33 protein-coding genes are annotated in these 25,839 nt (G+C 66.9%); 15 read left to right on the top strand and 18 right to left on the bottom strand.

What is annotated here, in order from left to right; genetic code table 11:
* Positions 1-20 precede the first annotated feature (20 nt).
* Genes GRI40_RS09245 through GRI40_RS09255 form a run of 3 tightly spaced genes read right to left on the bottom strand, consistent with a single transcriptional unit; the run spans position 21 to position 2,047 of the window.
* Positions 21-878: a metallophosphoesterase family protein gene (locus GRI40_RS09245; RefSeq protein WP_160611046.1), complete on the bottom strand. Its 858-nt coding sequence runs from the start codon at positions 876-878 to the stop codon at positions 21-23.
* Positions 868-1,731 (bottom strand): diacylglycerol kinase family protein, encoded by an 864-nt coding sequence (locus tag GRI40_RS09250; protein WP_160611047.1) that lies wholly within the window; start codon positions 1,729-1,731, stop codon positions 868-870. The genes GRI40_RS09245 and GRI40_RS09250 overlap by 11 nt, the downstream gene beginning before the upstream one ends.
* Before the next feature lie 49 nt (positions 1,732-1,780).
* Positions 1,781-2,047, bottom strand: coding sequence for a hypothetical protein (locus GRI40_RS09255; RefSeq protein ID WP_160611048.1), 267 nt, complete (start codon positions 2,045-2,047; stop codon positions 1,781-1,783).
* 210 nt (positions 2,048-2,257) lie between these two features.
* On the opposite strand from GRI40_RS09255, the gene GRI40_RS09260 reads away from it, so the two are divergent.
* Entirely contained in the window at positions 2,258-2,548 is a 291-nt protein-coding gene (locus tag GRI40_RS09260) for a UrcA family protein (protein WP_160611049.1), read from the top strand.
* Positions 2,549-2,594: 46 nt separating this feature from the next.
* Here the strand turns inward: GRI40_RS09260 and GRI40_RS09265 are convergent, their stop codons facing one another.
* The 3 genes from GRI40_RS09265 to GRI40_RS09275 form a co-directional block, all read right to left on the bottom strand.
* Positions 2,595-3,338: a LytR/AlgR family response regulator transcription factor gene (locus GRI40_RS09265; protein ID WP_160611050.1), complete on the bottom strand. Its 744-nt coding sequence runs from the start codon at positions 3,336-3,338 to the stop codon at positions 2,595-2,597.
* A complete protein-coding gene (locus GRI40_RS09270) occupies positions 3,335-4,555 on the bottom strand; it encodes a sensor histidine kinase (protein ID WP_160611051.1) in 1,221 nt (406 codons plus the stop codon). Before GRI40_RS09270 ends, GRI40_RS09265 begins: the two co-directional genes overlap by 4 nt.
* Positions 4,556-4,627: 72 nt before the next feature.
* Positions 4,628-6,172: a fumarate hydratase gene (locus GRI40_RS09275; protein ID WP_160611052.1), complete on the bottom strand. Its 1,545-nt coding sequence runs from the start codon at positions 6,170-6,172 to the stop codon at positions 4,628-4,630.
* Positions 6,173-6,314: 142 nt separating this feature from the next.
* Between GRI40_RS09275 and GRI40_RS09280 the strand changes: the two genes are divergently transcribed.
* Genes GRI40_RS09280 through GRI40_RS09300 form a run of 5 tightly spaced genes read left to right on the top strand, consistent with a single transcriptional unit; the run spans position 6,315 to position 11,489 of the window.
* Complete coding sequence (locus GRI40_RS09280) at positions 6,315-6,911, top strand: protein-L-isoaspartate O-methyltransferase family protein (protein ID WP_237489032.1); 597 nt, start codon at positions 6,315-6,317, stop codon at positions 6,909-6,911.
* A 17-nt stretch (positions 6,912-6,928) separates the two neighbouring features.
* Positions 6,929-8,401: a TolC family outer membrane protein gene (locus GRI40_RS09285; protein WP_160611527.1), complete on the top strand. Its 1,473-nt coding sequence runs from the start codon at positions 6,929-6,931 to the stop codon at positions 8,399-8,401.
* 15 nt (positions 8,402-8,416) lie between these two features.
* Positions 8,417-8,935, top strand: coding sequence for a DUF2497 domain-containing protein (locus tag GRI40_RS09290; protein ID WP_160611053.1), 519 nt, complete (start codon positions 8,417-8,419; stop codon positions 8,933-8,935).
* A 41-nt stretch (positions 8,936-8,976) separates the two neighbouring features.
* A complete protein-coding gene (locus GRI40_RS09295) occupies positions 8,977-11,130 on the top strand; it encodes a S9 family peptidase (protein WP_237489033.1) in 2,154 nt (717 codons plus the stop codon).
* Positions 11,127-11,489, top strand: a complete 363-nt coding sequence (locus tag GRI40_RS09300; RefSeq protein WP_160611054.1) for a (2Fe-2S) ferredoxin domain-containing protein — start codon at positions 11,127-11,129, stop codon at positions 11,487-11,489. The genes GRI40_RS09295 and GRI40_RS09300 overlap by 4 nt, the downstream gene beginning before the upstream one ends.
* Before the next feature lie 13 nt (positions 11,490-11,502).
* On the opposite strand, the gene GRI40_RS09305 is transcribed toward GRI40_RS09300, so the two are convergent.
* Positions 11,503-11,787, bottom strand: coding sequence for a hypothetical protein (locus GRI40_RS09305; RefSeq protein ID WP_160611055.1), 285 nt, complete (start codon positions 11,785-11,787; stop codon positions 11,503-11,505).
* Positions 11,788-11,895: 108 nt separating this feature from the next.
* Between GRI40_RS09305 and GRI40_RS09310 the strand changes: the two genes are divergently transcribed.
* The 3 genes from GRI40_RS09310 to xth are packed head-to-tail and all read left to right on the top strand — an operon-like array spanning position 11,896 to position 13,499.
* Positions 11,896-12,327, top strand: a complete 432-nt coding sequence (locus GRI40_RS09310; protein WP_160611056.1) for a CBS domain-containing protein — start codon at positions 11,896-11,898, stop codon at positions 12,325-12,327.
* Positions 12,328-12,361: 34 nt separating this feature from the next.
* Positions 12,362-12,715: a HesB/IscA family protein gene (locus tag GRI40_RS09315; protein ID WP_160611057.1), complete on the top strand. Its 354-nt coding sequence runs from the start codon at positions 12,362-12,364 to the stop codon at positions 12,713-12,715.
* A gap of 10 nt (positions 12,716-12,725) precedes the next feature.
* Positions 12,726-13,499, top strand: coding sequence for an exodeoxyribonuclease III (xth, locus tag GRI40_RS09320; protein WP_160611058.1), 774 nt, complete (start codon positions 12,726-12,728; stop codon positions 13,497-13,499).
* A 25-nt stretch (positions 13,500-13,524) separates the two neighbouring features.
* On the opposite strand, the gene GRI40_RS09325 is transcribed toward xth, so the two are convergent.
* From GRI40_RS09325 to GRI40_RS09370, 10 genes are all read right to left on the bottom strand, one after another.
* Positions 13,525-14,181: a cell wall hydrolase gene (locus tag GRI40_RS09325; protein WP_160611059.1), complete on the bottom strand. Its 657-nt coding sequence runs from the start codon at positions 14,179-14,181 to the stop codon at positions 13,525-13,527.
* Between the two features lie 198 nt (positions 14,182-14,379).
* Positions 14,380-14,721: a DUF1491 family protein gene (locus GRI40_RS09330; protein ID WP_160611060.1), complete on the bottom strand. Its 342-nt coding sequence runs from the start codon at positions 14,719-14,721 to the stop codon at positions 14,380-14,382.
* Positions 14,718-15,197, bottom strand: coding sequence for a PaaI family thioesterase (locus tag GRI40_RS09335; protein WP_337190534.1), 480 nt, complete (start codon positions 15,195-15,197; stop codon positions 14,718-14,720). Before GRI40_RS09335 ends, GRI40_RS09330 begins: the two co-directional genes overlap by 4 nt.
* Positions 15,184-15,645: a PTS sugar transporter subunit IIA gene (locus GRI40_RS09340; RefSeq protein ID WP_160611061.1), complete on the bottom strand. Its 462-nt coding sequence runs from the start codon at positions 15,643-15,645 to the stop codon at positions 15,184-15,186. Before GRI40_RS09340 ends, GRI40_RS09335 begins: the two co-directional genes overlap by 14 nt.
* 120 nt (positions 15,646-15,765) lie before the next feature.
* Positions 15,766-16,335, bottom strand: coding sequence for a ribosome hibernation-promoting factor, HPF/YfiA family (gene hpf / locus GRI40_RS09345; RefSeq protein ID WP_160611062.1), 570 nt, complete (start codon positions 16,333-16,335; stop codon positions 15,766-15,768).
* A 41-nt stretch (positions 16,336-16,376) separates the two neighbouring features.
* Positions 16,377-17,063, bottom strand: a complete 687-nt coding sequence (dnaQ, locus tag GRI40_RS09350; RefSeq protein WP_160611063.1) for a DNA polymerase III subunit epsilon — start codon at positions 17,061-17,063, stop codon at positions 16,377-16,379.
* A 53-nt stretch (positions 17,064-17,116) separates the two neighbouring features.
* On the bottom strand, positions 17,117-17,710 hold the full coding sequence (coaE, locus tag GRI40_RS09355; protein ID WP_160611064.1) for a dephospho-CoA kinase: 594 nt from the start codon (positions 17,708-17,710) through the stop codon (positions 17,117-17,119).
* Positions 17,707-18,558, bottom strand: coding sequence for a shikimate dehydrogenase family protein (locus GRI40_RS09360; protein ID WP_160611065.1), 852 nt, complete (start codon positions 18,556-18,558; stop codon positions 17,707-17,709). The genes coaE and GRI40_RS09360 overlap by 4 nt, the downstream gene beginning before the upstream one ends.
* Positions 18,555-19,139: a Maf family protein gene (locus GRI40_RS09365; protein WP_160611066.1), complete on the bottom strand. Its 585-nt coding sequence runs from the start codon at positions 19,137-19,139 to the stop codon at positions 18,555-18,557. The genes GRI40_RS09360 and GRI40_RS09365 overlap by 4 nt, the downstream gene beginning before the upstream one ends.
* Positions 19,136-19,978 (bottom strand): pyruvate, water dikinase regulatory protein, encoded by an 843-nt coding sequence (locus GRI40_RS09370; protein WP_160611067.1) that lies wholly within the window; start codon positions 19,976-19,978, stop codon positions 19,136-19,138. The genes GRI40_RS09365 and GRI40_RS09370 overlap by 4 nt, the downstream gene beginning before the upstream one ends.
* A 332-nt stretch (positions 19,979-20,310) precedes the next feature.
* Here GRI40_RS09370 and hemE point away from each other — a divergent pair, with 332 nt between their 5' ends.
* The 4 genes from hemE to GRI40_RS09390 all read left to right on the top strand — a co-directional run bounded on the left by hemE (position 20,311) and on the right by GRI40_RS09390 (position 23,737).
* Positions 20,311-21,336 carry a uroporphyrinogen decarboxylase gene (gene hemE / locus GRI40_RS09375; protein ID WP_160611068.1) on the top strand — a complete coding sequence of 342 codons (1,026 nt, stop codon included), beginning with the start codon at positions 20,311-20,313 and terminating at the stop codon, positions 21,334-21,336.
* A gap of 31 nt (positions 21,337-21,367) precedes the next feature.
* Positions 21,368-21,823: a CopD family protein gene (locus GRI40_RS09380; protein WP_160611530.1), complete on the top strand. Its 456-nt coding sequence runs from the start codon at positions 21,368-21,370 to the stop codon at positions 21,821-21,823.
* A 167-nt stretch (positions 21,824-21,990) separates the two neighbouring features.
* Entirely contained in the window at positions 21,991-23,256 is a 1,266-nt protein-coding gene (gene rho, locus GRI40_RS09385) for a transcription termination factor Rho (protein ID WP_160611069.1), read from the top strand.
* 91 nt (positions 23,257-23,347) lie between these two features.
* The gene (locus GRI40_RS09390; protein ID WP_160611070.1) at positions 23,348-23,737 is read left to right on the top strand and encodes a BLUF domain-containing protein; all 390 of its coding nucleotides are present in this window, start codon (positions 23,348-23,350) and stop codon (positions 23,735-23,737) included.
* A gap of 12 nt (positions 23,738-23,749) precedes the next feature.
* Here GRI40_RS09390 and GRI40_RS09395 read toward each other — a convergent pair whose 3' ends face one another.
* Positions 23,750-24,145 (bottom strand): nuclear transport factor 2 family protein, encoded by a 396-nt coding sequence (locus GRI40_RS09395; RefSeq protein WP_160611071.1) that lies wholly within the window; start codon positions 24,143-24,145, stop codon positions 23,750-23,752.
* Positions 24,146-24,256: 111 nt separating this feature from the next.
* On the opposite strand from GRI40_RS09395, the gene GRI40_RS09400 reads away from it, so the two are divergent.
* Together GRI40_RS09400 and mnmE are read left to right on the top strand one after the other, a co-directional pair.
* Positions 24,257-24,538 (top strand): DUF6489 family protein, encoded by a 282-nt coding sequence (locus tag GRI40_RS09400; protein ID WP_160611072.1) that lies wholly within the window; start codon positions 24,257-24,259, stop codon positions 24,536-24,538.
* A 15-nt stretch (positions 24,539-24,553) separates the two neighbouring features.
* Complete coding sequence (mnmE, locus tag GRI40_RS09405; RefSeq protein WP_160611073.1) at positions 24,554-25,816, top strand: tRNA uridine-5-carboxymethylaminomethyl(34) synthesis GTPase MnmE; 1,263 nt, start codon at positions 24,554-24,556, stop codon at positions 25,814-25,816.
* The last annotated feature ends 23 nt before the right edge of the window (positions 25,817-25,839 follow it).

Here is a 25,839-nt window from a genome sequence, read left to right on the forward strand (position 1 = left end):
AACCCTCGATGCCGGAGCCCTTAATGCACCGGCGGGTCGACCCGCGGCACGGCGCCCACGGGGGCGACCGGTTCGCCCGGTTCGCGTGGGGGGCGCGCGTCTTCGGGCACGTCCTCGATCTTCATCGCCTCGTTCGGCACGTCCTGCAGGTTGCGCGCCTCGACCGTCAGCTTGCCATCGGCAAAGCGGATTTCGTTGAAGCTCTGCGGGGTGGAGCGGATACGTTGCGACAAAGTGCCCGCGCCGATCATGCGCACGGGGCCGTTCGCGGTTTCCTGCACAAGGTCAAACGGATCGTGGACATGGCCCGAAAGCACCGCCGCCACGTTCCGCCGGGCGAGCTCCGCCAGCGCGCGCGTGCCGCCCCGGGTGAGCGCGGTGCCCTTCGTGCCCACCTCGACCAGCGGATGGTGGACGGTGACCAGCACCTGCTTGCCCGGCGGCAGCGCATCGATCGCGACCAGGCATTTTTCGAGCGCACGGTCGCTCACCCAGCCTTTCGACCAGTCCAGCCGGGGCTGCATCCGCACCGCCGTCTTCAGAGGCACGATGGCGAGCCCGGGCAGGTCGATCTTGCGCTCCACCACCGACTCCATGCCGCGGAAGCGCTTGTAGGGGTCGAAGAACCGCTCGATCGGGTTGAAGTACGGCAGGTCATGGTTGCCCACTTCCACCGTCACCGGCACGTCGAGCGCCATGATCCAGTCCCGCGCGGCGGCGAATTCGCGCGTGCGTGCCCGCATCGTGACATCGCCGGTTATGATCACTGCCGCCGGGCGCCGCACGGCCACCTCGCGGGCGACCCAGTCCAGTGCGCGGTTGTGTTCGAGCCCGAAGTGAATGTCGGACAGATGAAACAGGAGCAAGCTATCGGCCATCGGCGATCCCAAGCAGGTCCACCTTCAGCGTGTCGAGCGAAAAGACCTGTTCGGCCGCGCCCTCGCTCCGTTCTCCATCGATCATCAACGCCATCGAATCCCCGTCGAGAGAACGCAGCGCCACCCGGCGCGCCTCGCCGAGTTCATCGTGCGGTCCTTCGCGGAAATCGCGCCGCAGGATGGCGATGCCCTGCTGCACGTAATCCCCCAGCCCTTCGGCGGCGTACCCGTCGATCGAGATGCCCTGCGGACGCGGGACCAGCCGGACGCCGGCATATCCCTCCTCGCGGCCGGCGGGGGGTTCCGTCAGCGCAACCATCGGTCCGACGGTGCTGTTGGCGGCAGCGTCCCAGCCCTTGGAGATCACCTCGCCGATGTTGGCATCGCGCAGCTCTTCGCGCACGTCGGCCCACTTCGCTCCGGGGCCCGCCAGCAGTTCGGCCAGGGCCAGGGTATCGCGCCCGCGGATGCAGGTGCGGCGCATCGGGTGCAGCCGCCCTTCACCCAGCATGCCGACGATCGCCAGCGGATCACGATCGCCGAAGATGTCGCGCGCGAGCAGGTTGTACGTCCCGCCCGGCAGCGGCAGCACGGCGCCCGAGAATCCTTCCAGACCGCCAATCGTGCGGCTGAGCGTTCCGTCGCCGCCGTGCACGGCGATGAGGCCGATGCCGGCCGCATCCGCGTCCGCCGCGCCGGGGGTTCCGTCCTTGCAGTCGAGCACGTTGGCCGGGGGGTGCCCCGCCCGGCCCATCGCCTCCACAAGCGCGTTCAGCGCCGCATCGTCATGACTGCCGCTCGCCCCGTTGTAGATCAGCCAGGTCGTCGAGCGATCGGATCGCGTAGTGTTCATGCCGCCTCAAGCAGCCGAGGCGCGCGAAGTTCCCGGCAAACCCCATGGGCTATACCCTGCGCGTGATGATCAGCCAGGCGCCCACGGCATTGAGCGCGGTGTAGGCGACATAGGCCCACACCGGCCACGCCGCACCTTGCGAGACCAGCAGCAGGGCGGCGAGCAGCAGCAGGAATTCGGTCGCGAGCGCGATCCGTCCGCCGAGCAGGTGGATGTACCACGGGCTCGACCCGGCCATCGGGTGGCCGCTCTCCAGCGCGGCGCGATGCAGCGCGAAGTTGCTGACACCCAGCAGAAAGACGACGACGATGCCCATCCAGGGGAAGTGGGATGCGCTCGTCGGATCGCAATGGCGGTTGGTCCGGCGACATGGGGCTGTCGTCTGGCGATTACGCCCGTGGTCGAAGCGCCCGGGGTGGCTGTCGACACGTTGCTGAACGGCGTGGGCGCGGCGCCTATCCAGGAACCCGGCGGTTGCCCCCGTCCCCAAACCCGGCAACCGCCAACCAGTACAAGGAACCGTGCCATGAAGACTTTCCTCCTGACTCTCTCCGCGCTGGCGGTTGTCGCCGGTGCCCCCGCCGCGGCCGCCGAGCAGACTGTCGTCTACCGCGATCTCGACCTCTCCACCCCGCAGGGGCAGAAGACGTTCGACAACCGCATCCGGAAAGCGGCCCGCGACGTGTGCGAACTGCGTGTCGCCGACACCGGCAGCCGCATCCGCAGCGCCGAAGCAACCGCATGCTATGACCTGGCCCTGCGCAACGCGCGCACCCGGATGGCCGCCATCGTGGACGGTGCCCAGAAGGGTGGTTGATCCCGCCTGAGCCGCGGGTCCTTCGAAAGGATCCGCGGCCGATGGCCTAGCGGCCCGCCATGGCCTTTACCCGGGCGAGATAAGTCCGCCCGATGCGCAGCATCTCCCCATCGGCCAGTTCGATGGACCACACGCCCAGGCCATCGTGGCGCAATCCGCGAATGGCATCCCGGCGCAGGATGGTGGAGCGGTGGATGCGGATGAATTCCGCCGGGTTCAGCCGTGCTTCCAGCCCGGCAATCGTTTGCAGCAACAGGTAATTGCGATTCCCCACGTGCAACCGCACGTAATCGCGTTCGGCATCGATCCGGTTGACCTGCTGCACCTCGATACGAAGCAGCTCGGACCGGTGCGGCACCCACAATTCCTCGACCCAAGCACCCGCCGGCGCGCCATCGCCCGCCCCGCGCCGTTCGAGCGCGCGGCCGATCGCGCGCCGCAACCGGTCGAGCGCGACCGGCTTGAGCACGTAATCCACCGCATCGAGATCGAACGCCTCGACCGCGAACTGTTCGTGCGCCGTGACGAAGATCACCGCCGGGCGCCGCGACAGCTTGGCCAGCTTGCGCGCAACCGCCATCCCGTCGATTTCGGGCATCGTCAGGTCGAGCAGGACCAGGTCGGGATGCAGCGCGTCGATCAGGCGCAGGGCCGCGGCACCGTCGCTGGCCGTGCCGACGACCTGGAGTTCAGGCATCCGGGCGCAGATGACCTGCATCCGTTCGACCGCCAGCGGCTCGTCATCGACGATCAGCGTGCGCAGCGCGGTCTCGTTATCCTGTCCGCTCATTCGGTCACCAATGGCATGCGAAGCTCCGTACGATAGCCGCCTTCGACCGGTCCGGAAACTACGCCCGCCTCGTCGCCGAAACGCGCCGCCAACCGGTCGCGGACGTTGGCGAGGCCGATGCCGAAGCCGTGCCGCGTTCCCGGGGGCACACCGGGCCCGTCATCGCTGACGGTGATGACCAGGCGCCCGTATTCCTCGCGCGCGAGGATGGACACCGTAACTGGACGGTTGACCGGGGCAACCGCGTAACGGACCGAATTTTCCACCAGCGGCTGAAGGATCATGCCCGGGACGGGCACGTTGGCAAGGTCGCCCGGCAGGGCGATGACGGTGCGCAGCCGATCGGGGAAGCGCAGCGTTTCCACCGCCAGGTAATCGCGCTGCAGGTCGAATTCCTCGGCAAGCTCGACATCGCCGGTGGGATCGTCGGCCAGGCTGCGGCGGTAGAACGCGGACAGGCCCTGGATCATCTCCTCCGCCCGCTCGGCCTTGCCTGTCATGACCAGCGACGAGAGGGAATTGAGCGCGTTGAACAGGAAATGCGGGTTCACCTGATAACGCAGCGATCTGAGCTCGCTCGACCGGGCGGCGCTGCGGAACCGTTCCTCGCGCCGTTCGGCCGCGCGGGCGCGCTCCCCCGCCAGCAGCGTGAAATACAGCGCCGCCCAGGCGAGGATCAGGAAATACCGGCTGAGCGCCAGATCAAGCAGGCCGATGAGCCGCCCGCCGGCACCTTCGCGGCCCGGCAGCACGATCTGCGCGCGCCCGCCATCGGCGCCGAGCGGATCCTCCGCCACGCCCGTTGCGCGCGGGGCAGGCGCTTCGATGATGACGTTGCCGACTTGGTCGCGGCGCAGGGTGTAACCCATCCGTTCCGCGATCTTCGCCTCGACCCGTTCCTGCACGTCGGCGAAGATGCGCTCGTTCGCCCAGGCGACGAGGCCTGCCGCGGGCATGGCCAGCACCAGCGCCGCGGCGATCTGCAGCCAGGGTTTCTGCCGGTCGAACAACCGCAGCAGGGCCCACAGCGCCAGGGTGACCGAAAAGCCCACGATGCACACCAGCCCGCGGCGCCACAGCAGTTCGCCTTGCAGCTCCAGCGCGAAGGATGCCCGCAGGGTGTTGAGTGCGAAATAGCACAGCCAGAGCCCGGCGATGGTCAGCAGGACGGTGCGCAGTGGCACGCGCACGTGCGCCTCGGAAGTGGACGAATTCATCGCATCCGTCTTAGCGGCTCGCCGGCCTATCGCCAGAACCGGTGTCGAGCCGATTCGGCGCTTTATCGAGCGTCACGGCGCCGCCATGGCGGTATCGGCGGCCGCGATCCGCCGTTTCCACTCGGCGGGCGCCAGCGTGTGGACGTTCGCCCCGGTGGAATCGACCGCGACCGTCACCGGCATGTCTTCCACCCGGAATTCGTAGATCGCCTCCATCCCGAGGTCTTCGAACCCGACGACCTTCGCCTCGCGAATCGCGCGCGCGACGAGGTATGCCGCGCCGCCGACCGCCATCAGGTAGGCGACCTTGTGCCGCGCGATCACCTCGGTCGCGCCCTGGCCGCGCTCGGCTTTGCCTATCATCGCCAGCAGGCCGAGGTCGAGCATCATGTCGGTGAACGCGTCCATGCGCGTGGCGGTCGTGGGGCCGGCGGGTCCGACGACTTCGCCCATCACCGGGTCGACCGGCCCGACGTAGTAGATCGCGCGGCCCCGGAATTCGACCGGCAGCGGTTCGCCGCGCGCCAGCATGTCCTGGATGCGCTTGTGCGCCGCGTCGCGGCCGGTCAGCATCGCACCGTTGAGCAGCAGCCGGTCGCCGGCCTTCCAGCCCTGCACTTCTTCCGGCGTCAGGGTATCGAGGTTCACCCGCCGGGCCGCCGCGTCGGGCGTCCACTGCACGTCGGGCCATTGATCGAGCTTCGGTGTCTCGAGGAAGCTGGGACCCGATCCGTCGAGCGTGAAGTGCGCGTGCCGCGTCGCCGCGCAGTTGGGGATCATCGCCACCGGCTTGCCCGCGGCGTGGCACGGCCAGTCGAGGATCTTGACGTCGAGCACGGTGGCGAGGCCGCCCAGCCCCTGCGCGCCGATGCCGAGCGCGTTGACCCGGTCGAAGATCTCGATCCGCAGCGCCTCGATATCGGTCTGCGGCCCGCGCGCCTTCAGTTGCGCCATGTCGATCGGTTCCATCAGGCTCTGCTTCGCTAGCTTGACGCAGTGTTCCGCGGTGCCGCCGATGCCGATGCCCAGCATCCCCGGCGGACACCATCCCGCGCCCATCTGCGGCAGCATCTCGACCACCCAGTCGACGATCGAATCGCTGGGGTTCATCATCTTGAACTTCGACTTGTTCTCGCTGCCGCCCCCCTTGGCCGCGACGTCGATCGAAACGGTTCGGCCGGGAACCATCTCCACCGACAGCACGCACGGCGTGTTGTCGCGCGTGTTCCGGCGGGTGAACGCGGGATCGGCCAGGACCGAGGCGCGCAGCTTGTTGTCCGGATGGTTGTAGGCGCGGCGCACGCCTTCATCGACCACGTCCTGCAGCGAACGGGCGGATTCCAGCCGGCAATCCTGGCCCCACTTCACGAACACGTTGACGATCCCGGTGTCCTGGCAGATCGGCCGGTGCCCTTCGGCACACATGCGGCTGTTGGTCAGGATCTGGGCGATCGCATCCTTCGCGGCCGGCCCGGCCTCCGCCCGGTATGCATCGCCCAGCGCGCGGATGTAGTCCATCGGGTGGTAGTAGCTGATGAACTGCAGCGCATCGGCCACGCTGTCGATCAGGTCCGCCTCGCGGATGATCACCGGTTCGCCCAATTTCACGTCGCTCATCGAAACCTGTTCCTTGCCCGTAGATTCGCACGCGCCCGATAGTCTTCGTTGCCGCAGCGCGTCAAAGCGCTTGGCGCGCCCGGGCCTTTGCTATTAAGAGCGGGCGCTGCTGTGTTAGACAGTTGATACAGGTTTACGGTTCATGGCTTCCGCCCCCAATACCACCGCCGACCACGCCGCCGCGCGGCGCGCGATGATCGACAGCCAGCTTCGCACTAGCGGCGTGAACGCGCCGTGGGTGCTGGCGCGCATGGCCGCGGTCCCGCGCGAAGATTTCGTGCCCGAGGCGGCGCGCGCCGTCGCCTATACCGACCGCGCGGTGCCGCTGGGCGATGGACGCGCGCTCGCCGCGCCGCTGTTCCACGCCCAGATGCTGGCGGAAGCACGGCCCACTGCGGAGGACCGGGTGCTCATCGTCGATGGCGGCAGCGGCTACCTCCCCGCGCTGGTGGAAGGCCTGGCCGCATCCGTCACGGCGATCACGCCGCAAGAGGCGCTGGAGCAGGGGCCGGGCGGCTTCACCCTGCTGCTGGTCGATGGCGCGGCGGAGACGCTGCCCGAAACGCTTGCCGCGCGCCTGGCGGAACACGGCCGCGCCGTCACCGGGACCGTGACGGGCGGGGTCACCCGGCTCGCCCTGGGACAGAAGACCGCCGATGGCATCGCCCTGCTCGCGCTCGCCGAAATGGGCATTCCGCGTCTTTCCGCGTTCGACAAGCCGAAAGCGTGGAGCTTCTGAACATGACGCCGCGATCGATGAAGCGCGCCGCGCTCCTGTGCGCAGCGGCGGCAATCGCCCTGCCCTCCATTGCCGCGGCCGATACACTGCGCGAGGCGCTGAACGGCGCCTACCGCACCAACCCCACCCTGCAGGCCGCCCGGGCGCAGCAGCGCGCGACGGACGAGACCGTGCCGATCGAGAAGTCCGCCGGGCGCCCCAACGTCACGGGGACCGCACAGTACATCGAGTTCGTGAAGTCCAGCTCCACCAGCCAGGCATCGCCCGACAGGCAGCTCGGCGCGAACCTCGATCTCGGCGTGCCGATCTATTCGGGCGGGGCCGTGAAGAACGCCGTGCGCGCCGCGGAGAACCGGGTGGAAGCGGGGCAGGCTGACTTGCGCGGGACCGAATCGGCGATATTCACCCAGACCGTCGCCGCCTACATGGACGTCATCCGAGGCGAGGCGCTCGTCGGGCTGACGGCCAACCAGGTCGAAGTGCTGACGGTCAACACCCAGGCCACCAGCGACCGGTTCGAGATCGGCGACCTGACGCGCACGGACGTCGCGCAATCGGAAGCGCGGCTGGCCTTGGCGCAGGGCGACCTGCAGACCGCGCGATCGAACCTCATCGCCGCGCGCGAAGAATATATCCGCCTGACCGGGCTCGCCCCCGACGATCTCCAGCCTCCGCCCCCGCTTCCCGGCCTGCCGGGCGACGTGGCCGAAGCGGTCGCCGTGGCGCTCGATGACAATCCCGACATCATCGCCGCGCGCGAGCGGGCGGAGGCATCGCGGTACGACATCGACGTCGCCGGGTCGGGGCGCCTGCCGCGGGTGTCGATCTTTACCGGGGCCGACTACAGCAATTTCCTCGGCTCGCTCGACATGCCGGGCTCGCCGGTTTCGGTCTCGCAATCCAGCACGGGCGTCCAGGCCGGGGTGCAGGTCTCCGTGCCGATCTTCCAGGGCGGCCGCCCCGCCGCGCTACAGCGGCAGGCGCAGGCGCGTTCCGCCGCGGCGCTGGAAACGGTGATCGCGGCCGAACGCGACGTGATCGCGCAAGTGCGGTCCGCCTGGGCGAGCTGGCAGGCCGCGAACGCGATCATCGCCAGCAACCAGAGCGCGGTCGATGCCGCCGCGCTCAGCCTCGAAGGCGTGCGGGCCGGCAACACGGTCGGCAACCGGACGATTCTCGATATCCTCAATGCGGAACAGGAACTAGTCGGCGCGCAGGCCCAGCTCATCACCGCGCGGCGCAACGCCTATGTCGCCGGGTTCAGTCTCCTGGCTGCCATGGGCAAGGCCGAGGCGCGCGACCTGGGGCTGGGCGACGATGGCCCGCTCTACGATCCGCAGATCAATTACGACCGCGTGAAGGGCAAGTGGAACGACTGGTCGCGCGATCCCGCGCCGGTCGTCCAGTCGACACGGACCGTTGACATCCCCGCGCCGGATGCGAAAATTCCCGTTAACGATGATTCGGCGCCGGGCACCGGCGTTTACTAGGCGGGGGCCACTACAATGCGCCAGGATGGCGAAGCGTCGGTCGAGGAAATCCTCGAATCGATCAAGAAGGTGATCGCGCGCGATAACCGCGCGACGGCGCAGGAAACGCGCCGCCGGCGCGAAACGGAAGGCGTGGTGGACCGCACGCCCGAAGCGATCCCCGAACCCGCCGATGCCGAAGAAGCGGAAGAGGTGCTCGATCTCGCCGCGACGGACTTCGTCCAGCAGGCACCGGACTTCGATGACGAGGCGGATGCCGAGGACGAGGGCGACGCCGAATTCGGCGCTGCGGACGGGTCGCTGGTGACCGAATCGGCGCGCGATTCGATGCGCGAGAACCTCGCCGCCCTCGCCATGCTGGCCGAACCGGGCACGCCGCCGCAGATCGTCCGCTCGGGCGAAACCTCGCTCGAAGGGCTCACGCGCGAACTGCTGCGCCCGATGCTCAGTCAGTGGCTCGATGCCAACCTGCCGGGCATGGTCGAACGCATGGTGAAGGACGAGATCGCGCGCATCGCCGGCAAGCGCGGCTAAGCCTCTTCCCACCGCGCGGCGCAGGGGTTACGCCCTGTGCCATGATCAAGACCGCCGGGTTCACAACCCTTTCGCTCGCCGCCGCCGTTCCCGCCGGCATTGCCGCTTCCTTCCTCCTGGCAACACCCGCCGCTGCGCAAGGCCGGCCCGCCGAAGCACGCCCGCCGATGAGCGCGCAGGACCTCGTCGTCCTGCCCCGCCTGGGGGCGCCCGCCGCCAGCAACGACGGCTCGCTGGCGATTTACCCGGTGACGACCACCGACCCCGCCACGTACGTCCGGTCGACCGCGCTCCACCTGCGCAGCCTCACCGATGGGGACGCCGCACCGATCAAGCTCGATTTTGGCGGATCGGCCAGCAGCCCGGCATTTGCCGACGACGGCTGGGTCTATTTCCTGTCCGACCGCGGCGAGGGCAAGACGGACCAGGTCTGGCGCGCGCGCGTGAGCCCGGCCGGCGTCGTCAGCGAGATTTCCCAGGTCACCGCGTTCCGCGCGCCGGTGGCCGGCTTCGCGGTCGCACCCGGCGCCACCCGCATCGCCGCGTGGGGCGATTTCGCGCGGACCTGCACTACCTTCGGCTGCGACGACAAGGCGAGCCACCTTCCCGGACCGGGAACCGGGCGCCTCTACGACAGCGAAGCGGGCTTCGTGCGCCACTGGGACCAGTGGGAAACGCCCGGCGAATACAGCCGCGTCTTTGCCTTTCCCCTGACCGCCGGAAAGGCAATCGGCGACGGCATCCCGCTCGACGGCAAGGCGGGGGCGAACGCCCTGGTGGGTGACACGCCGACGAAGCCGTTCGGCGGCGGGGAAGACCTGGCGTGGGCCGCCGATGGGCGCGGCGTGTTCTTTGCCGCCCGCAAGGCCGATGCCGACGAACCGGGTTCGACCAACATCGATCTGTGGTTCAACGACCTGTCGGGCCGCGCGCCGACCAATCTCACCCGCGCAAACAGCGCGACCGACACGCTCCCCGCGCCTTCGCCCGACGGCAAATGGCTGGCCTACGCCGCGATGGCCCGCCCGGGTTACGAGGCGGACAAGCTCACCGTCATGCTGCGCGACCTCAAGAGTGGGCGCGTCAGGGCGCTGACGACGGACTGGGACCGTTCGGTCGGCTCACTCGCGTGGACGCCCGATTCGCGGTGGATTGTCGCGACCGCGCAGGACGTGCTGGACACGCCGGCGTTTCGCATCGATCCGGCGACCGGCCGGGTGGAGAAGCTCGACCTGATGGCCGGGACCGAGGCGCACATCGGCAACGTCGTGCCGCTGGCACGCGGCGACCTGTTGTTCACCCGCGATTCGATCGGCAACCCGAGCGAGCTCTACCTTTCGCGCGGCTGGGCACAGGCCGCTCCGCTGACCGATGTCGCCACCACCCTGCTCGGCCGGCGCGCGCCCATCGTGACGCGCCGCTTCAGCTTCGCCGGCGCGGACGGCGCGACCGTGTGGGGCCAGATCACCAAGCTTGACGGACAGCGCGGCAAGATGCCGGCGATCCTCTATGTCCATGGCGGGCCCCAGGGCAGCTTCAACGATGCGTGGTCCACCCGCTGGAACCCGCGCGTCGTCGCGAGCCAGGGATATGCCGTGGTCTCGATCGATTTCCATGGATCGACCGGGTACGGGCAGGCCTTCACCGACAGCATCACCAATGATTGGGGCGGCAAGCCGCTGGAAGATCTGCGGAAGGGGTTCGCCGCCGCGGGCGCGCTCGATACCCAGGTCGATACCGGCAACGCCTGCGCGATGGGCGCCAGCTACGGCGGCTACATGATGAACTGGATCGCCGGGCAATGGCCCGACGGCTTCAAGTGCCTGGTCAACCACAACGGCGTGTTCGACCAGCGCATGATGTCGTTCGCCACGGAGGAAAAGTGGTTCATCGACTGGGAGCACGGCGGCCGCACCTACAGCGAGGCGCCGGAGATCTACGAACGCTGGAACCCGATCAACCACGTGGCGAAATGGAAGACGCCGATGCTGATCGTGCTGGGCGAGCGCGATTACCGCATTCCCTATTCGCAGGGCCTGGGCGCGTTTTCCGCCCTGCAGCGCAACGACGTGCCGGCGCAGCTGCTGGTGTTCCCGGATGAAAACCACTGGGTGCTGAAGCCGAAGAATTCGCTGCAATGGCACAACACCGTGTTCGACTGGCTTGGCCGCTGGCTCAAGCCCCGGGCGAAGTGACCCGCCCATCGGACATCGGCAAGGCGCGGGCGGCGCTCGCCAAGATCGGCGGGGAGCGGGTAGGGCGACACATCTTCCTGTGCGCGCTGTCCGACAAGCAGAAGTGCTGTTCGCACGAGGAAGGCGCACGGGCATGGAACTACCTCAAGCGCCGGCTGAAGGAATTGGGCCTTGCGGGGCGCACCGTGCAGCGGACCAAGGCGAACTGCCTGCAGATCTGCGAAGCGGGGCCTGTCGCCGTCGTCTGGCCGGACCAGGTCTGGTACCATTCGTGCGATGAAGCGGCGTTGGAACGCATCATCCAGGAACATCTGATCGGCGGCGTGCCGGTGGACGACCTGCGGATCACGAACCGCTGAGCAGGCGGGTCTGCTAGTCCTCGCGCAACGGGTCCGCGACCGCATCGTCGTGGCCGGTCCCGTTCGACATGAACACCAGGCCCATCAGCGCGCTCATCAGCACCATCGAGATTCCGACGCCGAGGCCGGCGGCGATGTAGAAATGCACCGAGATGCCGGGCAGGGCGATCCACAGGTAAGCGACCACCGCGATCACCACGACGGCGGAGACGGCGCCCATCACCTTCATCATCCGCTTCCAGCGCCGCCAGGCGAAGGCCGACATCGCCGGATCGTCCAGGGGGGAAGGGGTGGTCATTAACTCTGTGTGCGCCCGGCGCGCCCGCCAGGCAACACCCACGGCTGGCCAACAACGGCGGATCGTGTCATCCTGCCGGCTCCTTGGGAAGATAAAGGGGAGAGTCCGATGGACATCGCCCGTGTGATGGCCGGCAAGTCCGGCTCCGAGATCGTGACTTGCGACATCGCCATGACGATGCGCGCCGCGCTCGACATGCTCGCCACGCGCCGCATCGGCGCCATGCCCGTAATGGATGGCGGCAGGGTGGCCGGCATCTTTTCGGAACGCGACGTGATCTACTGCCTGCAAGTGGAAGGGGAGGCGAGCCTGGCGAAGCCCGTCGGCGAAGTGATGACCGCGCCGCCGATCACCGTCACGCCGTCGATGCGGATCGACGAGGCGCTCGAGCTGATGACGCGCCGGCGCATCCGCCACCTGCCGGTCATGCAGGACGAAGCATTGTGCGGGTTCGTTTCGATCGGCGACCTGGTGAAGGCGCAGATCGACGGGCTGGCGCAGGAAGCCGAAGTGATGCGCGCCTACATCCAGACCGCTTGAGGCGCGGCGCTTGGCGCCCTACATCGCGGGGGCAATGACAGACGCAACCACAGTCGCCGCGAGCGGGGCGCTCACTCTCACGCCGGGTGCGGCCGCGCGGGTGGCCGCGATCGCGGCGCGCCAGGCACGGCCCGCCATCCTCCGCCTGTCGGTCGACGGGGGCGGCTGCTCGGGCTTCCAGTACAAGTTCGACCTGGCCGACGCGCCGGAGGGTGACGACACGGTGAGCGAGACCGACGGCGTGCGGCTGGTGGTCGATCCCGTCAGCCTCGACCTCGTCGCGGGCAGCACGGTCGATTACGTCGAATCGCTGGGCGGCGCGGCGTTCAAGGTCGAAAACCCGCAGGCGGCCGCCGGTTGCGGTTGCGGTTCCAGCTTCGGCATCTAGAACCGGTTGGATGCGCATCGCATCCTACAACATAAACGGCGTCAAGGCGCGCCTCCCACGCCTGCTGGAATGGCTGGAGGAAACCCGCCCGACCGTTGCCTGCCTCCAGGAAGTGAAAAGCCAGCACGAAGGGTTCCCGGCTGCCGAGTTCGAAAAGATCGGTTACCGCGCCATCTGGCACGGGCAGAAGGGCTTCAACGGCGTCGCCATCCTGGCCGATGGTATCGAGCCGGTGGAGGCGCAGCGAACCCTGCCGGGCGACCCGGGGGACGAGCACGCCCGCTATATCGAAGCCGACGTGCGCGGCGTGCGGATCGCCTGCATTTACCTGCCCAACGGCAATCCCGTTCCGGGGCCCAAGTTCGATTACAAGCTCGCCTGGATGCGCCGCCTGCGCGCCCGCATGCGGGAACTGTGGGCGATGGAGATACCGGTCGCGGTGGTCGGCGATTTCAACGTCATTCCCGAAGACAAGGACGTGTGGTCACCCCGTGCGATGGCCCCCGACGCGCTGATGCAGCCGGAATCGCGCGATGCCTATGCACGCCTGCTGGGCGACGGCTGGACCGACGCGATCGATACCCTCAACCCGCGCGGCGGGGTGTGGACGTTCTGGGATTACCAGGCCGGCGCCTGGCAGCGCGACCACGGTTTTCGCATCGATCACCTGTTGCTGAGCCCGGAACTGGCCGACCGCATGGTGGCCGCCGGGGTCGACAAGGCCTATCGCGGCCGGGAAAAGGCCAGCGACCATACGCCGGTGTGGGTCGACATCGCAGACTAGCCGCGATGCCTGCCACGTGCGGGCCTCAGCGGTAGAAGATGTGGCTGTCGATCGTGGCCCGCGCGACTTTCGTGCGGCTCCAGCTCGGACTGACGTAGCGGGCGTGGAAGAACAGCGCGTCGTCCGCCTTGCTTTCCCACAGTTCCTCGTGTGCGATGCGGGCCATGGCCGTGGCGCGGCGCCACGCGGGGGACCCGCGTTCGATCGACGGCATCCGGCCGCCGCGAATGAAAGAGAATTGCTTCGGCTGGTAAACCACGCCGCAATAGCTCTTCGGAAACATCCCCGATTCGCTGCGGTTGATGACCACCTGGGCGACCGCGAGCTGGCCTTCAAGCGGTTCGCCGCGCGCTTCGAAGTAGATCGCGCCCGCAAGGCATTCCATCTCGCGCGAAAGGGTGCCTGCTGCCGGCATGTTGGCGACGAGCTGCTTCAGCGAACCGCTCTTCGGCGGGGAAGGCGGTGCGGGTTCGGCGTCCGTGTCCGAAACGGGCTGTACGACAGCTTCTGAAACAAATGAGACCGGGGGCGCTACGGGCACCGTTTCGTCGGTCAGGGCCGGTGCTGTTACCGGGGTGGGATTCTCGCCGATTTCGGCGTTGGCGCCGGATCCGTCGGCGGCGAACAGGGTAAGCAAGCAAGTCGCGGCGATCGCCGCGACAGTCGAACGATGAAACTGCATTGGTCCGTCGGTAAAGGCGGTGGACGCGCACAGTCGCAGGTTGGGACCCACCGCGTTCCATGCGTGAATGCGGGTCCGATTTATTCAGCCTGCCGGCCGTCCCCCGTCTGCGCGCTGACCGTTCGACCCCATGCCGATCCAGCCGCCTGCGTCCGTGGAAGAGGGCGTCCGAATAAATGCTGCACTTGCGAAGTCAATTTATCCCGGCAAAGCTGCGACGAACCGTTCCTTATCCGGGACGTCCACCTCGATTAACCACGAATCCGGGTCCCGATCGCGACGGCGCGAGAGAATCGCCGAAAATTCAGCAGGGGAATCAATATCTTGGACCAACGTGGGGATAAAACGACGGTTCCCGCGGGCATTCGGCATACGTTCCATAAGCATCGCCGGTTCATCACGACAGATAATTACAACTGCGATCACCCCGCTGTCGGGATCGCCCTTGCCGAGCACTGCCGCGAAGCCACCTTGCGATTCGGCGATTCGGCGAATTGCCGCCACTTCCAGATGAGCGGGCAATCGCGCGTCGGTCCTCATTCGCCTTCTGCGGAATAGCCGGGCAAGCTGGAGAGGGCGATGCGCGAACGCATGAACGTGCCTGTCCCGCGCCCGATCTCGTCGCCGTCGCTGTCGATCAGCCGCGCTTCCGCGACATAGACCCGCTTGCGTCCGCTGACCCATCGTCCTTCTGCGGTCACGCGCCCTTCGCGGACCGGCTTGGTAAAATGAAGGTTGAACGACGTGGTCAGCAGGAAACGATCTGTCACCAGGGTATTGGCCGCGTAGAATGCCGCATCGTCGAGCATCTTGAAATAGATCGTCCCGTGCGCGGCGCCGGCGGCGTGATAGACATCCGGCCCAACATCGAAAGCCAGTCGCACCCGTCCTTCGCCAACGATCCGGAGGCTGGAGGCGAACAGGGCGTTGATGGGGGCCGCAGCATAAAGCCGTTCCAGCGCGCGATAATGCGCAGCGCCCGGTTGGACCTCCCCCTCGCGATCAGGCGGCGTCACGATCGACCGCGTTGGTCAGTATCGCATAGAGGGTTTCGGTATCCGGCGCGTCCGTCAGCGCGCGGTGCATGTCTTCGTCCCGCACCATGCGCGAAAGAGCGGCGAGCGCGTGAAGATGGGTAGCCCCCGCGTTAACGGGCGAAAGCAGACCGATCACGAGATCGATCGGCATCCGGTCCGCTGCCGCATAGTCGACGGGCGCAGCCAGCTTGAGCAGCGCCGCGACCGGGCGTGACAGACCTTCGATACGCGCATGCGGCAATGCGACGCCCCGGCCGAACCCCGTGCTTCCCAGTGCCTCCCGCTCCTGCAGGCCTTCGAGCACCATTTCCCGATTGAGCCCGTAAACTTGCGAGAATCGCGTCGCCAATGCGTCGAGGATGGACGGCTTGTCGGCAGCTTCCGCGATCCACACGGCCTCTGGCAGGAGCTTGAAGATCACGTTCATGCGAAAAATGGGCACTTCATTGAGAGGGTGCGGACTGACTGACCTGCCGGGTGCGGGCAGAGCGGCGGCGATGGCCGTTCGCCGCCGCACAACCCCGCGCTTCGGGGTGACCGCGCCGGTTCAGCGCGGTTCGACCCAACCGATCGATCCGTCGCGGCGGCGATAGACCATGTTGTGCCGCCCGGTGCCAGCATTTTTGAAGAACATGGCGTTGGTATCCCGCAGGTCGAGCATCATGACCGCGTCGGCCACGCTGCTTTCCGGAATGTCCGCCGTGGTTTCGGCGATGATCATCGGCGCGTCTTCCTCGTCGGGCTCTTCCGCCTCGACATCGGGAGCGGCGAAGATCGTGTAGGCGGCTTCTTCCTCGCGCGCGGCATGCGTTGCCTGCTCGTGCCGATCCTTGAGCCGGCGCTTGTAGCGACGGAGCTGCTTGTCGATCTTCTCGGCAGCCAGGTCGGCCGCCTGGTGCGCCTCCTGCGCTTCGGCATGCGCCTTGAGGATCAGGCCCTGCATCACATGCGTCACGATGTCGCAGCCGAATGCGCCGTTGGGCGCCTTGCCGAAGGTGACGTGGGACGAAATGGCGCGGCTGAAATACTTGTCGACGATGGCGGTGAGGCGGTCGCTAACGTGCTGCTGCAGGGCGGCGCCGGTTTCGATCTGGTGACCCGAGACGCGAATATCCATCGTCACATGTACTCCTTGTTATGCGATCCATTCGGTAAACGTCAGGCGGCCCAGATCGCTCCCTTGATCCCTTCGATGAAAGCGGCGTGGAGAGCGCGTTCGGCGGCGGATGGCGCATGCGGTCGCGGTGGGCGGACCGGGCGGTCGGCACGCACCGCTTGCGGCATTTCGATCACGGTCGTTTCCACCACGGCGCCGGCAAGTTCCAGGCCGATCTGGCGCCCGTCGGTAAGCTCTACATAGACTTGCGCCAGCAATTCGGCGTCGAGCAGGGCGCCGTGCTTCACCCGGTGGCTGCGATCGATGCCGTAACGGCTGCACAGCGAATCGAGCGAAAGCTTGGCGCCCGGATGACGGCGCTTGGCGAGCGCGACGGTATCGACCATCCGCGACAGGCACACCGGGTCCAGCCCGCACAGCGCGAGTTCGGCGTTGAGGAAGCCGAAATCGAACCCGGCGTTGTGCGCCACCAGCGGAGAATCGCCGATGAAGGCCAGCAGGTCGTGGCACAGATCATTGAAGCGGGGCTTATCCGAAAGGAACACGGCGCTCAGGCCGTGCACGGCTTCCGCCTGTTCGGGCATGTCGCGATCGGGATTGAAGTAGGCATGGAAGGTCGCGCCGGTGGGCACCCGGTTGACCAATTCGATGCAGCCGATTTCGACCATGCGGTCGCCCGAACTGGGATCGAGGCCGGTGGTTTCGGTATCGAAAACGATCTCGCGCATTCAATGCAGTCTATCGGCCCCTCCGGGCGGACTGGCAAGGGGGCGCGAACCATCTAGCGCCCGGCGATCTCCGCGATCAGCGCCTTCACCGCCTGTTCCGTCTGATGAAGGGTCGCGCCCGTGTCGATCACGTGGTCGGCCCGCGCGCGCTTTTCCGCATCGGGGACCTGAAGCGACAGGATGTGCGCGAACTTCTCGGGTGTCATCCCCGGCCGCGCGAGCACCCGGGCGCGCTGGACATCGGCCGGCGCGCTGACGACCGCCACCGCGTCAACGCTTTCCCAGCCGCCCTTTTCGAACAACAGCGGAATATCGAACACGACCAGCGGCGCCCCCGCGTGCTCGATCAGAAACGCCTGGCGTTCATCCGCAACTGCCGGGTGGACGATCGCTTCCAGTCGGCCGAGCGCTTCGCGGTCACCGAACACGCGCTGGCCCAATGCCTCGCGCAGCACGCCGTCATCGCCGGTCGTGCCGGGAAACGCCGCCTCGATCGCCGCCAGCAGTGGGCCACCCGGGCCCTGCAATCGGCGGACCACCGCATCGGCATCGAAGACGGGCACGCCTGCCGCGGCGAACATGGCCGCGACTGTGGACTTGCCCATGCCGATCGACCCGGTGAGGCCGAGGATAAACGGCCGGCTCACTGCGCCAGCACCGCGCGCAGCTCCGCATCCCGCGCGCGGGGCGGGACGGCGCCGAAGAAGCGCTCGAACGCCAGCGCCGCCTGTCCGATGAGCATCTCAAGCCCCCCGATCGTCCGATGACCAGCGGCGCGGGCCGCCTGGAGGAAAACCGTGTCGGCGGGGTCGGTGACGATGTCGTACGCGATGGAGCCCGGCGGCGCGTGGCTCCAGTCGAAGGCCAGGGGCGGCTGGCCGGCCATGCCGAGCGGCGACGCGTTCACGACCAGATCCAGGCATCCGTCCCGGTCGTCGAAGGCGAACGTCGTGGGATCGGCAAAATGGGCCAGGTCGATCGCGTGGTGTTCCCCCACGGGATCGACGGATTCGAGCAGTGCGCGAGCCTTGGCGGGATCGCGGCCGGCGAGCACGATCACGAACTTTTCCTGTGCCAATGCCGCGACGATCGCGCGCGCCGCGCCGCCCGTGCCCAGCACCCGTGCCATCCGGAAATAATGTGTTTCGCCAAGCTCCGCCGCGAGCGGCTGCAGGAACCCTCCGCAGTCCGCGTTATAGCCCGTCAGGGCCCCGTCTTCGGCGATGACCGTATTCACCGCGCCGATCCGGTCCGCCAACGGATCGATCCGGTCGAGGAAGGGGAGGACCGCCTGCTTGTGCGGCATGGTGACGTTGCAACCGCGCCACCGGGGATCCGCCCGGCGCGCCGCAAAATAATCCGCAATATCGCCGGGGGCGACCTGTTCGCGGCGATATTCAGCGTCGAGCCCGAGCTGCGCGATCCAGAATCCGTGGATTGCGGGCGATTTCGATTGCGCGATCGGATCCCCGATGACTTCGGCATAGACCGTCATGTCGCCATCTCCTCCAGGTCGCGCAGCGCGCCCAGCACCGGGAGCAGCGGCATCCCGAGTACGGTGAAATGATCCCCCACGATCGCAGTGAACAACTGCACGCCCGGCCCTTCGATGCGGAACACCCCGACGCAGCCCGCGACCGCTGGCCATTCAGCGGCGAGGTAGCGCTCGATGAATGCCGCTGACAGGTTCCTCACGTCCAGCAGCGCATGGTCGGCGTGACACCATGTGACGATGCCGCCCCGCGCAATCGCTGCCGCGCTGTGCAGTTCCATGCGCTTGCCGGAAAAGAAAGCCAGGTGTTCGGCCGCCTCGCTGCGCGTGCGCGGTTTATCGAAACGCCGACCGGCACAGGAAACGAGCGAATCGCTGCCGATAACCGTTGCGCCGGGACGATTGCGCGAAACCGCTACCGCCTTCGCCTCTGCCAGCGCGAGCGCGACGGCACCGGGCTTCGCCCCGTCCATTTCCGCCTCGATCGCACGTTCGTCGATATCAGCCGGCACCGCTTCGAACGGCACACCCGCAGCCTGCAGCATCGCCCAGCGCGACGCGCTGGTGGAGGCGAGCACGATCATATCGCGCCGCCCGCGGCGGCCGGGCTCAGATGGGCGTCCCGCTCGCTCAGCAGGCGGATGATCGCGGCTGCGGTTTCCTCGATCGAACGACGCGTGACGTCGATCACCGGCCAGTCGTTGTCGGCGAACAGGCGCCGGGCGAAGCGCACTTCGGCGGCGACACGTTCGGCATCGACATAATCGCTCTCACGCCCTTCGGCGATCGTCAGCAGGCGGTTGCGGCGAATCTGGATGAGCCTGTCGGGCGCGGTCGTCAGGCCCACGATCAACGGCCGCCGCAGCGTGAACAGCGCGGACGGCGGCGGACTTTCCACCACCAGGGGGATATTGGCGACCTTATAGCCGCGATTGGCGAGATAGATGCTCGTCGGCGTCTTGGAGCTGCGCGACACGCCGGCGAGCAGGATATCGGCCTCCTCCCAATCCTCGTGCGCGATCCCGTCGTCGTGCGCGATCGTGTACTGGATCGCATCGACCCGCGCGAAATAGGCCGCGTCCATCGAATGCTGCCGCCCCGGTCGGCCATGTGCCTGCTGCCCGAGGTGGGAAGCCAGCGCCTCGGTCACGCCATCGAGCACCGGGACCGCGGGCAGGCCCAGCGTGACGCAGTGCTCTTCCAGCCGCGCGCGGATATCCGGGTTCACCAGGGTGAACAGCACGAGGCCGGGGTGCGCCGCGATATCGGGAACGATCCGGTCGATGTGCTGGCGGCTGCGCACCATGGGCCAGAAATGGCGCTGGACATCGGCCTCCTCGAACTGCGCCAGCGCGGCCTTGGCAATCATCTCCAGCGTCTCGCCGGTGGAATCCGACAGCAGGTGCAGATGGAGGCGCGGCATCGGGCTGGGCCTTCGGAACTGAGCGATCGCACGCCCTGTGGAGAATGTCCGGCATAAACCACGGGACAGGATGGCGGACAAGCGTGCGCGCCGATTCCATGCCCGCTACCGGACCGCGGCCCGCCCGCTTGTGGACAGGCGCGCTGGCTTTCCCACAGGCGGGGGATAGCGGGGAAAACGAAGCGTTGACGCGGCCTGCCGGCGAGTCGCAGGTCGCCGACAATCTGGCCATCGCGGGAAAAATCGGGCAGGGCGCCGCCGTCCCCGATATCCACAGGGCCAACAGACTCCTTCATCCTATCTAAGAATCTTATTTGATTGGATTACACGCGATGCCCGGCCTGCTTCTCGACACCTTGCACGGGTCCCGCGGCGATGCCGTGCCGATGTGGCTCATGCGGCAGGCGGGACGCTATCTGCCGGAATATCGCGCGCTGCGGGCGGACAAGGGCGGCTTTCTCCAGCTGGTTTACGATACCGAAGCGGCGGCCGAGGTCACGCTGCAGCCGATCCGCCGGTTCGGGTTCGACGGCGCGATCCTGTTCTCCGATATCCTGATCGTCCCCTATGCGATGGGACAGGACCTGGCTTTCCTGGCTGGCGAAGGCCCGCACCTTTCGCCCCGGCTCGCCGATGCGGCGCTGGAGAGCCTCCAGGCCGTGCCAGAGCGCCTCACGCCGATCTATGCGACCGTGGCCAGGGTCAGCGCTGCTCTCGGCCCGGAAACGACCTTGCTGGGCTTTGCCGGCAGCCCCTGGACGGTGGCGACCTACATGGTGAACGGCGAAGGATCGAAAGACCATCACGCCGCGCGTGCCATGGCCTACCGCGACCCGTCCGCGTTCGGCGCCATCATCGACGCGATCGCCGCGGTCACGGTCGAATACCTCGTCGGCCAGATCGACGCGGGGGCCGAGGCGGTGCAGCTGTTCGATTCCTGGGCAGGCAGCCTGGCGCCCGACGCGTTCGAACGATGGGTCATCGCGCCCAACGCGCGGATCGCCGCCGCGGTAAAGTCGCGGTGCCCGGGCGTGCCGGTGATCGGGTTTCCGAAAGGCGCCGGGGCGAAGCTGGCAGCCTATGCCCGGGAAACCGGGGTCGATGCGGTCGGCGTCGACGAGACGATCGATCCCGTCTGGGCCGCGCGCGAACTGCCCGCCGGAATGCCGGTGCAGGGCAACCTCGACCCCCTGCTGCTGGAGGCCGGGGGTCCAGCCCTCGATCGCCGGGCGCATGCCATCCTGGAAGCGTTCGCGGGCCGCCCGCACGTGTTCAACCTGGGCCACGGCATCGGACAACACACGCCGATCGCCCATGTCGAGCAGTTGATCGCCACCGTCCGCGCATGGAAGGGGTGACGATGGGGACCGCTTGTCCTACATCGCGAACATGGAAACTGCGCTGGCGATGACCTATCTTTGGCTGAAGGCCGGTCACGTGATCTTCGTCATTTTCTGGATGGCGGGCCTGTTCATGTTGCCGCGGTACCTGGTCTATCATCAGGAAGCTTTGGACGCATCCGGCCCCGGTTCGCCCGAAGACGGCGTGTGGATCGAGCGGGAGCGCAAGCTCATGCGGATCATACTCACCCCCTCGATCATCGTGGTCTGGCTCCTCGGCATCCTTCTCGCGACGAGCCAGAACCTGTGGGGTGAGGCCTGGCTCCATGCGAAGCTGGCGCTGGTGCTGCTCCTGTCCGGATATCATGGGTGGATGGCGGGATACGCGCGACGTCTGGCGAAGGGCGAGCGCCGCCTAACCGGCAAGCAGTTGCGCCTCGCCAACGAAGTGCCCGGCATCGTCGCGGCGCTGATCGTGATCCTGGTCATCGTCCGGCCGTTCTGAGGCCTGCGACGAAGCGAATACCTGGCTGATTGACGGCGCCCGGGCGCGGGTTTATTCCCGCGGCACTCCCGGCAATCTGGCCCACCGCGACAGGTGGCCCGGTCCGCTTTCTCCAAGCCCATCGACCGTCCGGCCGTTCAGACTTCACACACGGAAATCCAAACGAAATGCATCTCAAGGAACTCAAGAAGAAAGCGCCGGCCGACCTCGTCAGCATGGCGGAGGAGCTGGGCGTCGAAGGCGCGAGCACCATGCGCCGGCAGGACCTCATGTTCTGCATCCTGCGCGAGCTGGCGGAGGACGAGGAATACGAAGAATCGATCATGGGCGTCGGCACCATCGAGGTGATGCAGGACGGCTTCGGCTTCCTGCGCAGCCCCGAGGCGAATTACCTGGCCGGTCCGGACGATATCTACGTGTCACCGAACCAGGTCCGCAAATGGGGCCTCCGCACCGGTGACACCGTCGAAGGCGAGATCCGCGCGCCGAAGGAAGGCGAACGTTATTTCGCCCTGACGACGCTGCAGACCGTGAATTTCGACGACCCCGACGCGGTTCGCCACCGGACCAATTTCGACAACCTGACCCCGCTCTATCCGGAAGAGAAGCTGACGCTCGACACGCTCGACCTGACGGTGAAGGACAAGTCGGCCCGGGTGATCGATATCATCAGCCCCCAGGGCAAGGGCCAGCGCGCGCTGATCGTCGCCCCGCCGCGCACCGGCAAGACCGTGCTGCTGCAGAACATCGCCAAGGCGATCACCGACAATCATCCGGAAGTGTTCCTCATCGTCCTCCTGGTCGACGAACGGCCCGAGGAAGTCACTGACATGCAGCGCAGCGTGAAGGGCGAGGTGATCTCCTCCACCTTCGACGAGCCCGCCACCCGCCACGTCCAGGTGGCCGAAATGGTCATCGAGAAAGCCAAGCGCCTGGTCGAGCACAAGAAGGACGTGGTCATCCTGCTGGATTCGATCACCCGCCTCGGCCGTGCATACAACACCGTGGTGCCGAGCAGCGGCAAGGTGCTGACGGGGGGCGTGGACGCCAACGCGCTCCAGCGCCCCAAGCGCTTCTTCGGCGCGGCGCGCAATATCGAGGGGGGGGGATCGCTTTCCATCATCGCCACCGCGCTGATCGACACCGGCAGCCGCATGGACGAAGTGATCTTTGAAGAGTTCAAGGGCACCGGTAACTCGGAAATCGTCCTCGACCGCAAGGTCGCCGACAAGCGCATCTTCCCCGCGCTCGATGTCGGCAAGAGCGGCACCCGCAAGGAAGAGCTGCTGGTGGAAAAGGACAAGCTGTCGAAGATGTGGGTCCTGCGCCGCATCCTCATGCAGATGGGCACGATCGACTCGATGGAATTCCTCCTCGACAAGATGAAGGATTCCAAGACCAACGAGGACTTCTTCGCGACGATGAATCAGTAGGCGCGCCGCATCACTGGCCGCCCCCCGCGGCGGCCGGTTTGACATTCTATAAGAAGATGGCACATCCGGCGCTCACCGAGGCGAGGGTCGCATGCGTCGCATAGTTTATATCAGCACCGCCAGCGGGCTTGCCGCTGACGAAGTGGCGCGGGTGGTCGAATCCGCCCAGCGCAACAATCCCGAGCGCCAGATCACCGGTTTCCTGCTCTACAACGGTCGCAACTTCATGCAGCTGATCGAAGGGCCGAAGGCCAATCTGATGAGCCTGATGGGAACGCTGGCGCGCGATCCGCGCCATTCAGGCATGCTGACGCTGATCGACGAGCCGATCGACGCGCGCAGCTGCCCCGCCTGGTCGATGCACCACATGCGCTTTCCCACCAACCTGGTAGAACGCCGCGCGGCGATCGACGCCGAGTTGCCGCTGCCGATTTCGCCGCAGGCGCGCCAGCTGGTCGAGAACTTCGCCACGCTCAACTAGGCGGCGGCACGCTTATCCCTGCCGGGCGAGCTGGGCGCCCATCAGCTCCCACACCTTGTTGATCGCCTTCAGCGGACGGACCATCACCTTGAAATCGGCGATCATGCCGTCGTCGTCGAAGGTGATGAGGTCGATGCCGTTGATGCGGATGCCGTCGAGCTCGGTGACGAACTCGAGCAGCGCCTGGTTGCCTTCGCTGAACTCGCGGACGTAGCGAAACGCCTCGGTGTTGAGGACCTTTCCGGCGGCGGCGAGATAGGAAACGACAATGTCGCGCCCTTCTTGCGGGGTGTAGACGACGGGTGAGTGAAACACGGCATCGGCGCGTATGATCGCGGCGAGGGCTTCAGTCGTGCTTCCGTCGCCGAGCGCGCGGTGCCACTTTTCCATCCCGATCCGTGCGCTCATTTTGGGTGCTCCCGCAGCTGGTTGACGAGGAACGCGAAGCCTAGCGGGTCGCGGTGGACATTGCCAAATCGCTGTGACAGGAATCGCTGCCCTAAGCTCAGGAGCACACCCATGAAGGTCCATATCGAGATCGATTGCACGCCGGAGGAGGCGCGCACGTTCATGGGCCTGCCCGATGTCGGCAAGGCGAACGAGGTCTATGTCGACCTCATGGCCAAGGCCATGAAGGGTGTGGGGAGTGTCGACAAGCTCCAGGAATATGCCCAGCAGGTCGCGCCGATGGGCCAGATCGGTATGAAATTGTTCCAGAATTTCATGGAAGGCGCTGCTTCAGCCAATGCCAAGTCTGACAGGGGGGCAGGCGATAAGGGGGCAGGCGACAAGGCCGGATAGGCCCGCGAAGCGTTGATGGATACGATTTTCGCGCTTTCCAGCGGCGCGCCCCCGGCCGCCATCGCGGTGTTGCGGATCAGCGGACCACAGGCGGGAAATGCCCTCGAGAAGCTGGCCGGGCGGCTGCCTTCGCCCCGCCGTGCGACACTGGCCGTGCTGCGGGATCCAGACGGCGCCGAACTCGATCGCGCACTGGTGCTGTGGTTTCCCGGGCCGGCTACGGCGACCGGCGAGGATCTCGCCGAATTGCACCTCCACGGTGGCCGCGCTGTCGTGAACGCCGTGGAGCGTTCGCTGGGTGCGGTGGCAGGGCTGCGACGTGCCGAAGCCGGGGAATTCACCCGACGGGCTTTCGCGAACGGACGTATCGACCTTGCCGAGGCAGAAGGCCTTGCGGATCTGCTGGCTTCTGAGACCGAGATGCAGCGCCGCGTCGCGCTGGCCATGGCAGGGGGCCATTTCTCTCGCCAGGTCGATGATTGGCGGCACCGGGTGTTGATGCTGTCCGCAGAACTCGAAGCGGCACTCGATTTCGATGACGAGGACGACGTAGCCGATCTGCCGGCTGACTTTCCCATTCGAGTCGGCGACATCGCAGACGACCTGCGCGCGTGGCTGGAGCGGCCGCGGTCCGAGATGCTCAGGGAAGGATACAAGGTAGCGCTGGGAGGGCCCCCGAACGCGGGAAAATCTACGCTTTTCAATGCTATAGTCGAAAGCGAGGCAGCGATCACCTCGGCGATCCCCGGAACGACGCGCGACGTGCTGGAACGATCTGTCGCGATCGAGGGCGTGGCATTCACCTTTCTCGACACCGCCGGTCTCCGTGACGCGCCGGATGATGCGATCGAGGGAGAAGGCGTCGAACGGGCACGACGTGCGCTTGAGTCGGCGGACCTCGTCCTGTGGTTAGGTCCCGAGGGCGACGGGCCGGCGGGGGCGTGGGAGATCGCCGCGAAGAGCGACCTGGCCGTCGGGAAGCGGGATGGCGCCTTTGCCGTTTCGGCTTTGACGGGCGCGGGGGTGCCGGCGTTGAAGCACGCGCTCGTCGCAGCGGCGCGAACCGCCTTGCCCCCGGTTGGTCAGGCGGTGCTCAACGCGCGCCAGTTTGGTCTGATATCAGATGCCTACAGTGCACTCACCACGGGCCATGTTGACCCGTTGCTCATGGCCGAATCCCTTCGCCAGGCGCGGGTGGCATTCGATCGGCTCACCGGGCGCGCATCCACGGAAGACATGCTCGACACCCTGTTCGGACGCTTCTGCATCGGCAAATAGATGTTCCACGTGGAACACCCGCT

This window comes from Tsuneonella aeria (assembly GCF_009827495.1).
GTDB classification, from domain to species: Bacteria; Pseudomonadota; Alphaproteobacteria; order Sphingomonadales; family Sphingomonadaceae; genus Tsuneonella; species Tsuneonella aeria.

What these genes read in the sequence shown, in the direction of transcription:
- GRI40_RS09245 (WP_160611046.1), bottom strand. Translation starts at nt 878, where the DNA reads ATGGCCGATAGCTTGCTCCTGTTTCATCTGTCCGACATTCACTTCGGG.
- GRI40_RS09250 (WP_160611047.1), bottom strand. Translation starts at nt 1,731, where the DNA reads ATGAACACTACGCGATCCGATCGCTCGACGACCTGGCTGATCTACAAC.
- GRI40_RS09255 (WP_160611048.1), bottom strand. Translation starts at nt 2,047, where the DNA reads ATGGGCATCGTCGTCGTCTTTCTGCTGGGTGTCAGCAACTTCGCGCTG.
- GRI40_RS09260 (WP_160611049.1), top strand. Translation starts at nt 2,258, where the DNA reads ATGAAGACTTTCCTCCTGACTCTCTCCGCGCTGGCGGTTGTCGCCGGT.
- GRI40_RS09265 (WP_160611050.1), bottom strand. Translation starts at nt 3,338, where the DNA reads ATGAGCGGACAGGATAACGAGACCGCGCTGCGCACGCTGATCGTCGAT.
- GRI40_RS09270 (WP_160611051.1), bottom strand. Translation starts at nt 4,555, where the DNA reads ATGAATTCGTCCACTTCCGAGGCGCACGTGCGCGTGCCACTGCGCACC.
- GRI40_RS09275 (WP_160611052.1), bottom strand. Translation starts at nt 6,172, where the DNA reads ATGAGCGACGTGAAATTGGGCGAACCGGTGATCATCCGCGAGGCGGAC.
- GRI40_RS09280 (WP_237489032.1), top strand. Translation starts at nt 6,315, where the DNA reads ATGGCTTCCGCCCCCAATACCACCGCCGACCACGCCGCCGCGCGGCGC.
- GRI40_RS09285 (WP_160611527.1), top strand. Translation starts at nt 6,929, where the DNA reads ATGAAGCGCGCCGCGCTCCTGTGCGCAGCGGCGGCAATCGCCCTGCCC.
- GRI40_RS09290 (WP_160611053.1), top strand. Translation starts at nt 8,417, where the DNA reads ATGCGCCAGGATGGCGAAGCGTCGGTCGAGGAAATCCTCGAATCGATC.
- GRI40_RS09295 (WP_237489033.1), top strand. Translation starts at nt 8,977, where the DNA reads ATGATCAAGACCGCCGGGTTCACAACCCTTTCGCTCGCCGCCGCCGTT.
- GRI40_RS09305 (WP_160611055.1), bottom strand. Translation starts at nt 11,787, where the DNA reads ATGACCACCCCTTCCCCCCTGGACGATCCGGCGATGTCGGCCTTCGCC.
- GRI40_RS09310 (WP_160611056.1), top strand. Translation starts at nt 11,896, where the DNA reads ATGGACATCGCCCGTGTGATGGCCGGCAAGTCCGGCTCCGAGATCGTG.
- GRI40_RS09315 (WP_160611057.1), top strand. Translation starts at nt 12,362, where the DNA reads ATGACAGACGCAACCACAGTCGCCGCGAGCGGGGCGCTCACTCTCACG.
- xth (WP_160611058.1), top strand. Translation starts at nt 12,726, where the DNA reads ATGCGCATCGCATCCTACAACATAAACGGCGTCAAGGCGCGCCTCCCA.
- GRI40_RS09325 (WP_160611059.1), bottom strand. Translation starts at nt 14,181, where the DNA reads ATGCAGTTTCATCGTTCGACTGTCGCGGCGATCGCCGCGACTTGCTTG.
- GRI40_RS09330 (WP_160611060.1), bottom strand. Translation starts at nt 14,721, where the DNA reads ATGAGGACCGACGCGCGATTGCCCGCTCATCTGGAAGTGGCGGCAATT.
- GRI40_RS09340 (WP_160611061.1), bottom strand. Translation starts at nt 15,645, where the DNA reads ATGAACGTGATCTTCAAGCTCCTGCCAGAGGCCGTGTGGATCGCGGAA.
- hpf (WP_160611062.1), bottom strand. Translation starts at nt 16,335, where the DNA reads ATGGATATTCGCGTCTCGGGTCACCAGATCGAAACCGGCGCCGCCCTG.
- dnaQ (WP_160611063.1), bottom strand. Translation starts at nt 17,063, where the DNA reads ATGCGCGAGATCGTTTTCGATACCGAAACCACCGGCCTCGATCCCAGT.
- GRI40_RS09360 (WP_160611065.1), bottom strand. Translation starts at nt 18,558, where the DNA reads ATGACGGTCTATGCCGAAGTCATCGGGGATCCGATCGCGCAATCGAAA.
- GRI40_RS09365 (WP_160611066.1), bottom strand. Translation starts at nt 19,139, where the DNA reads ATGATCGTGCTCGCCTCCACCAGCGCGTCGCGCTGGGCGATGCTGCAG.
- GRI40_RS09370 (WP_160611067.1), bottom strand. Translation starts at nt 19,978, where the DNA reads ATGCCGCGCCTCCATCTGCACCTGCTGTCGGATTCCACCGGCGAGACG.
- hemE (WP_160611068.1), top strand. Translation starts at nt 20,311, where the DNA reads ATGCCCGGCCTGCTTCTCGACACCTTGCACGGGTCCCGCGGCGATGCC.
- GRI40_RS09380 (WP_160611530.1), top strand. Translation starts at nt 21,368, where the DNA reads ATGGAAACTGCGCTGGCGATGACCTATCTTTGGCTGAAGGCCGGTCAC.
- rho (WP_160611069.1), top strand. Translation starts at nt 21,991, where the DNA reads ATGCATCTCAAGGAACTCAAGAAGAAAGCGCCGGCCGACCTCGTCAGC.
- GRI40_RS09390 (WP_160611070.1), top strand. Translation starts at nt 23,348, where the DNA reads ATGCGTCGCATAGTTTATATCAGCACCGCCAGCGGGCTTGCCGCTGAC.
- GRI40_RS09395 (WP_160611071.1), bottom strand. Translation starts at nt 24,145, where the DNA reads ATGAGCGCACGGATCGGGATGGAAAAGTGGCACCGCGCGCTCGGCGAC.
- GRI40_RS09400 (WP_160611072.1), top strand. Translation starts at nt 24,257, where the DNA reads ATGAAGGTCCATATCGAGATCGATTGCACGCCGGAGGAGGCGCGCACG.
- mnmE (WP_160611073.1), top strand. Translation starts at nt 24,554, where the DNA reads ATGGATACGATTTTCGCGCTTTCCAGCGGCGCGCCCCCGGCCGCCATC.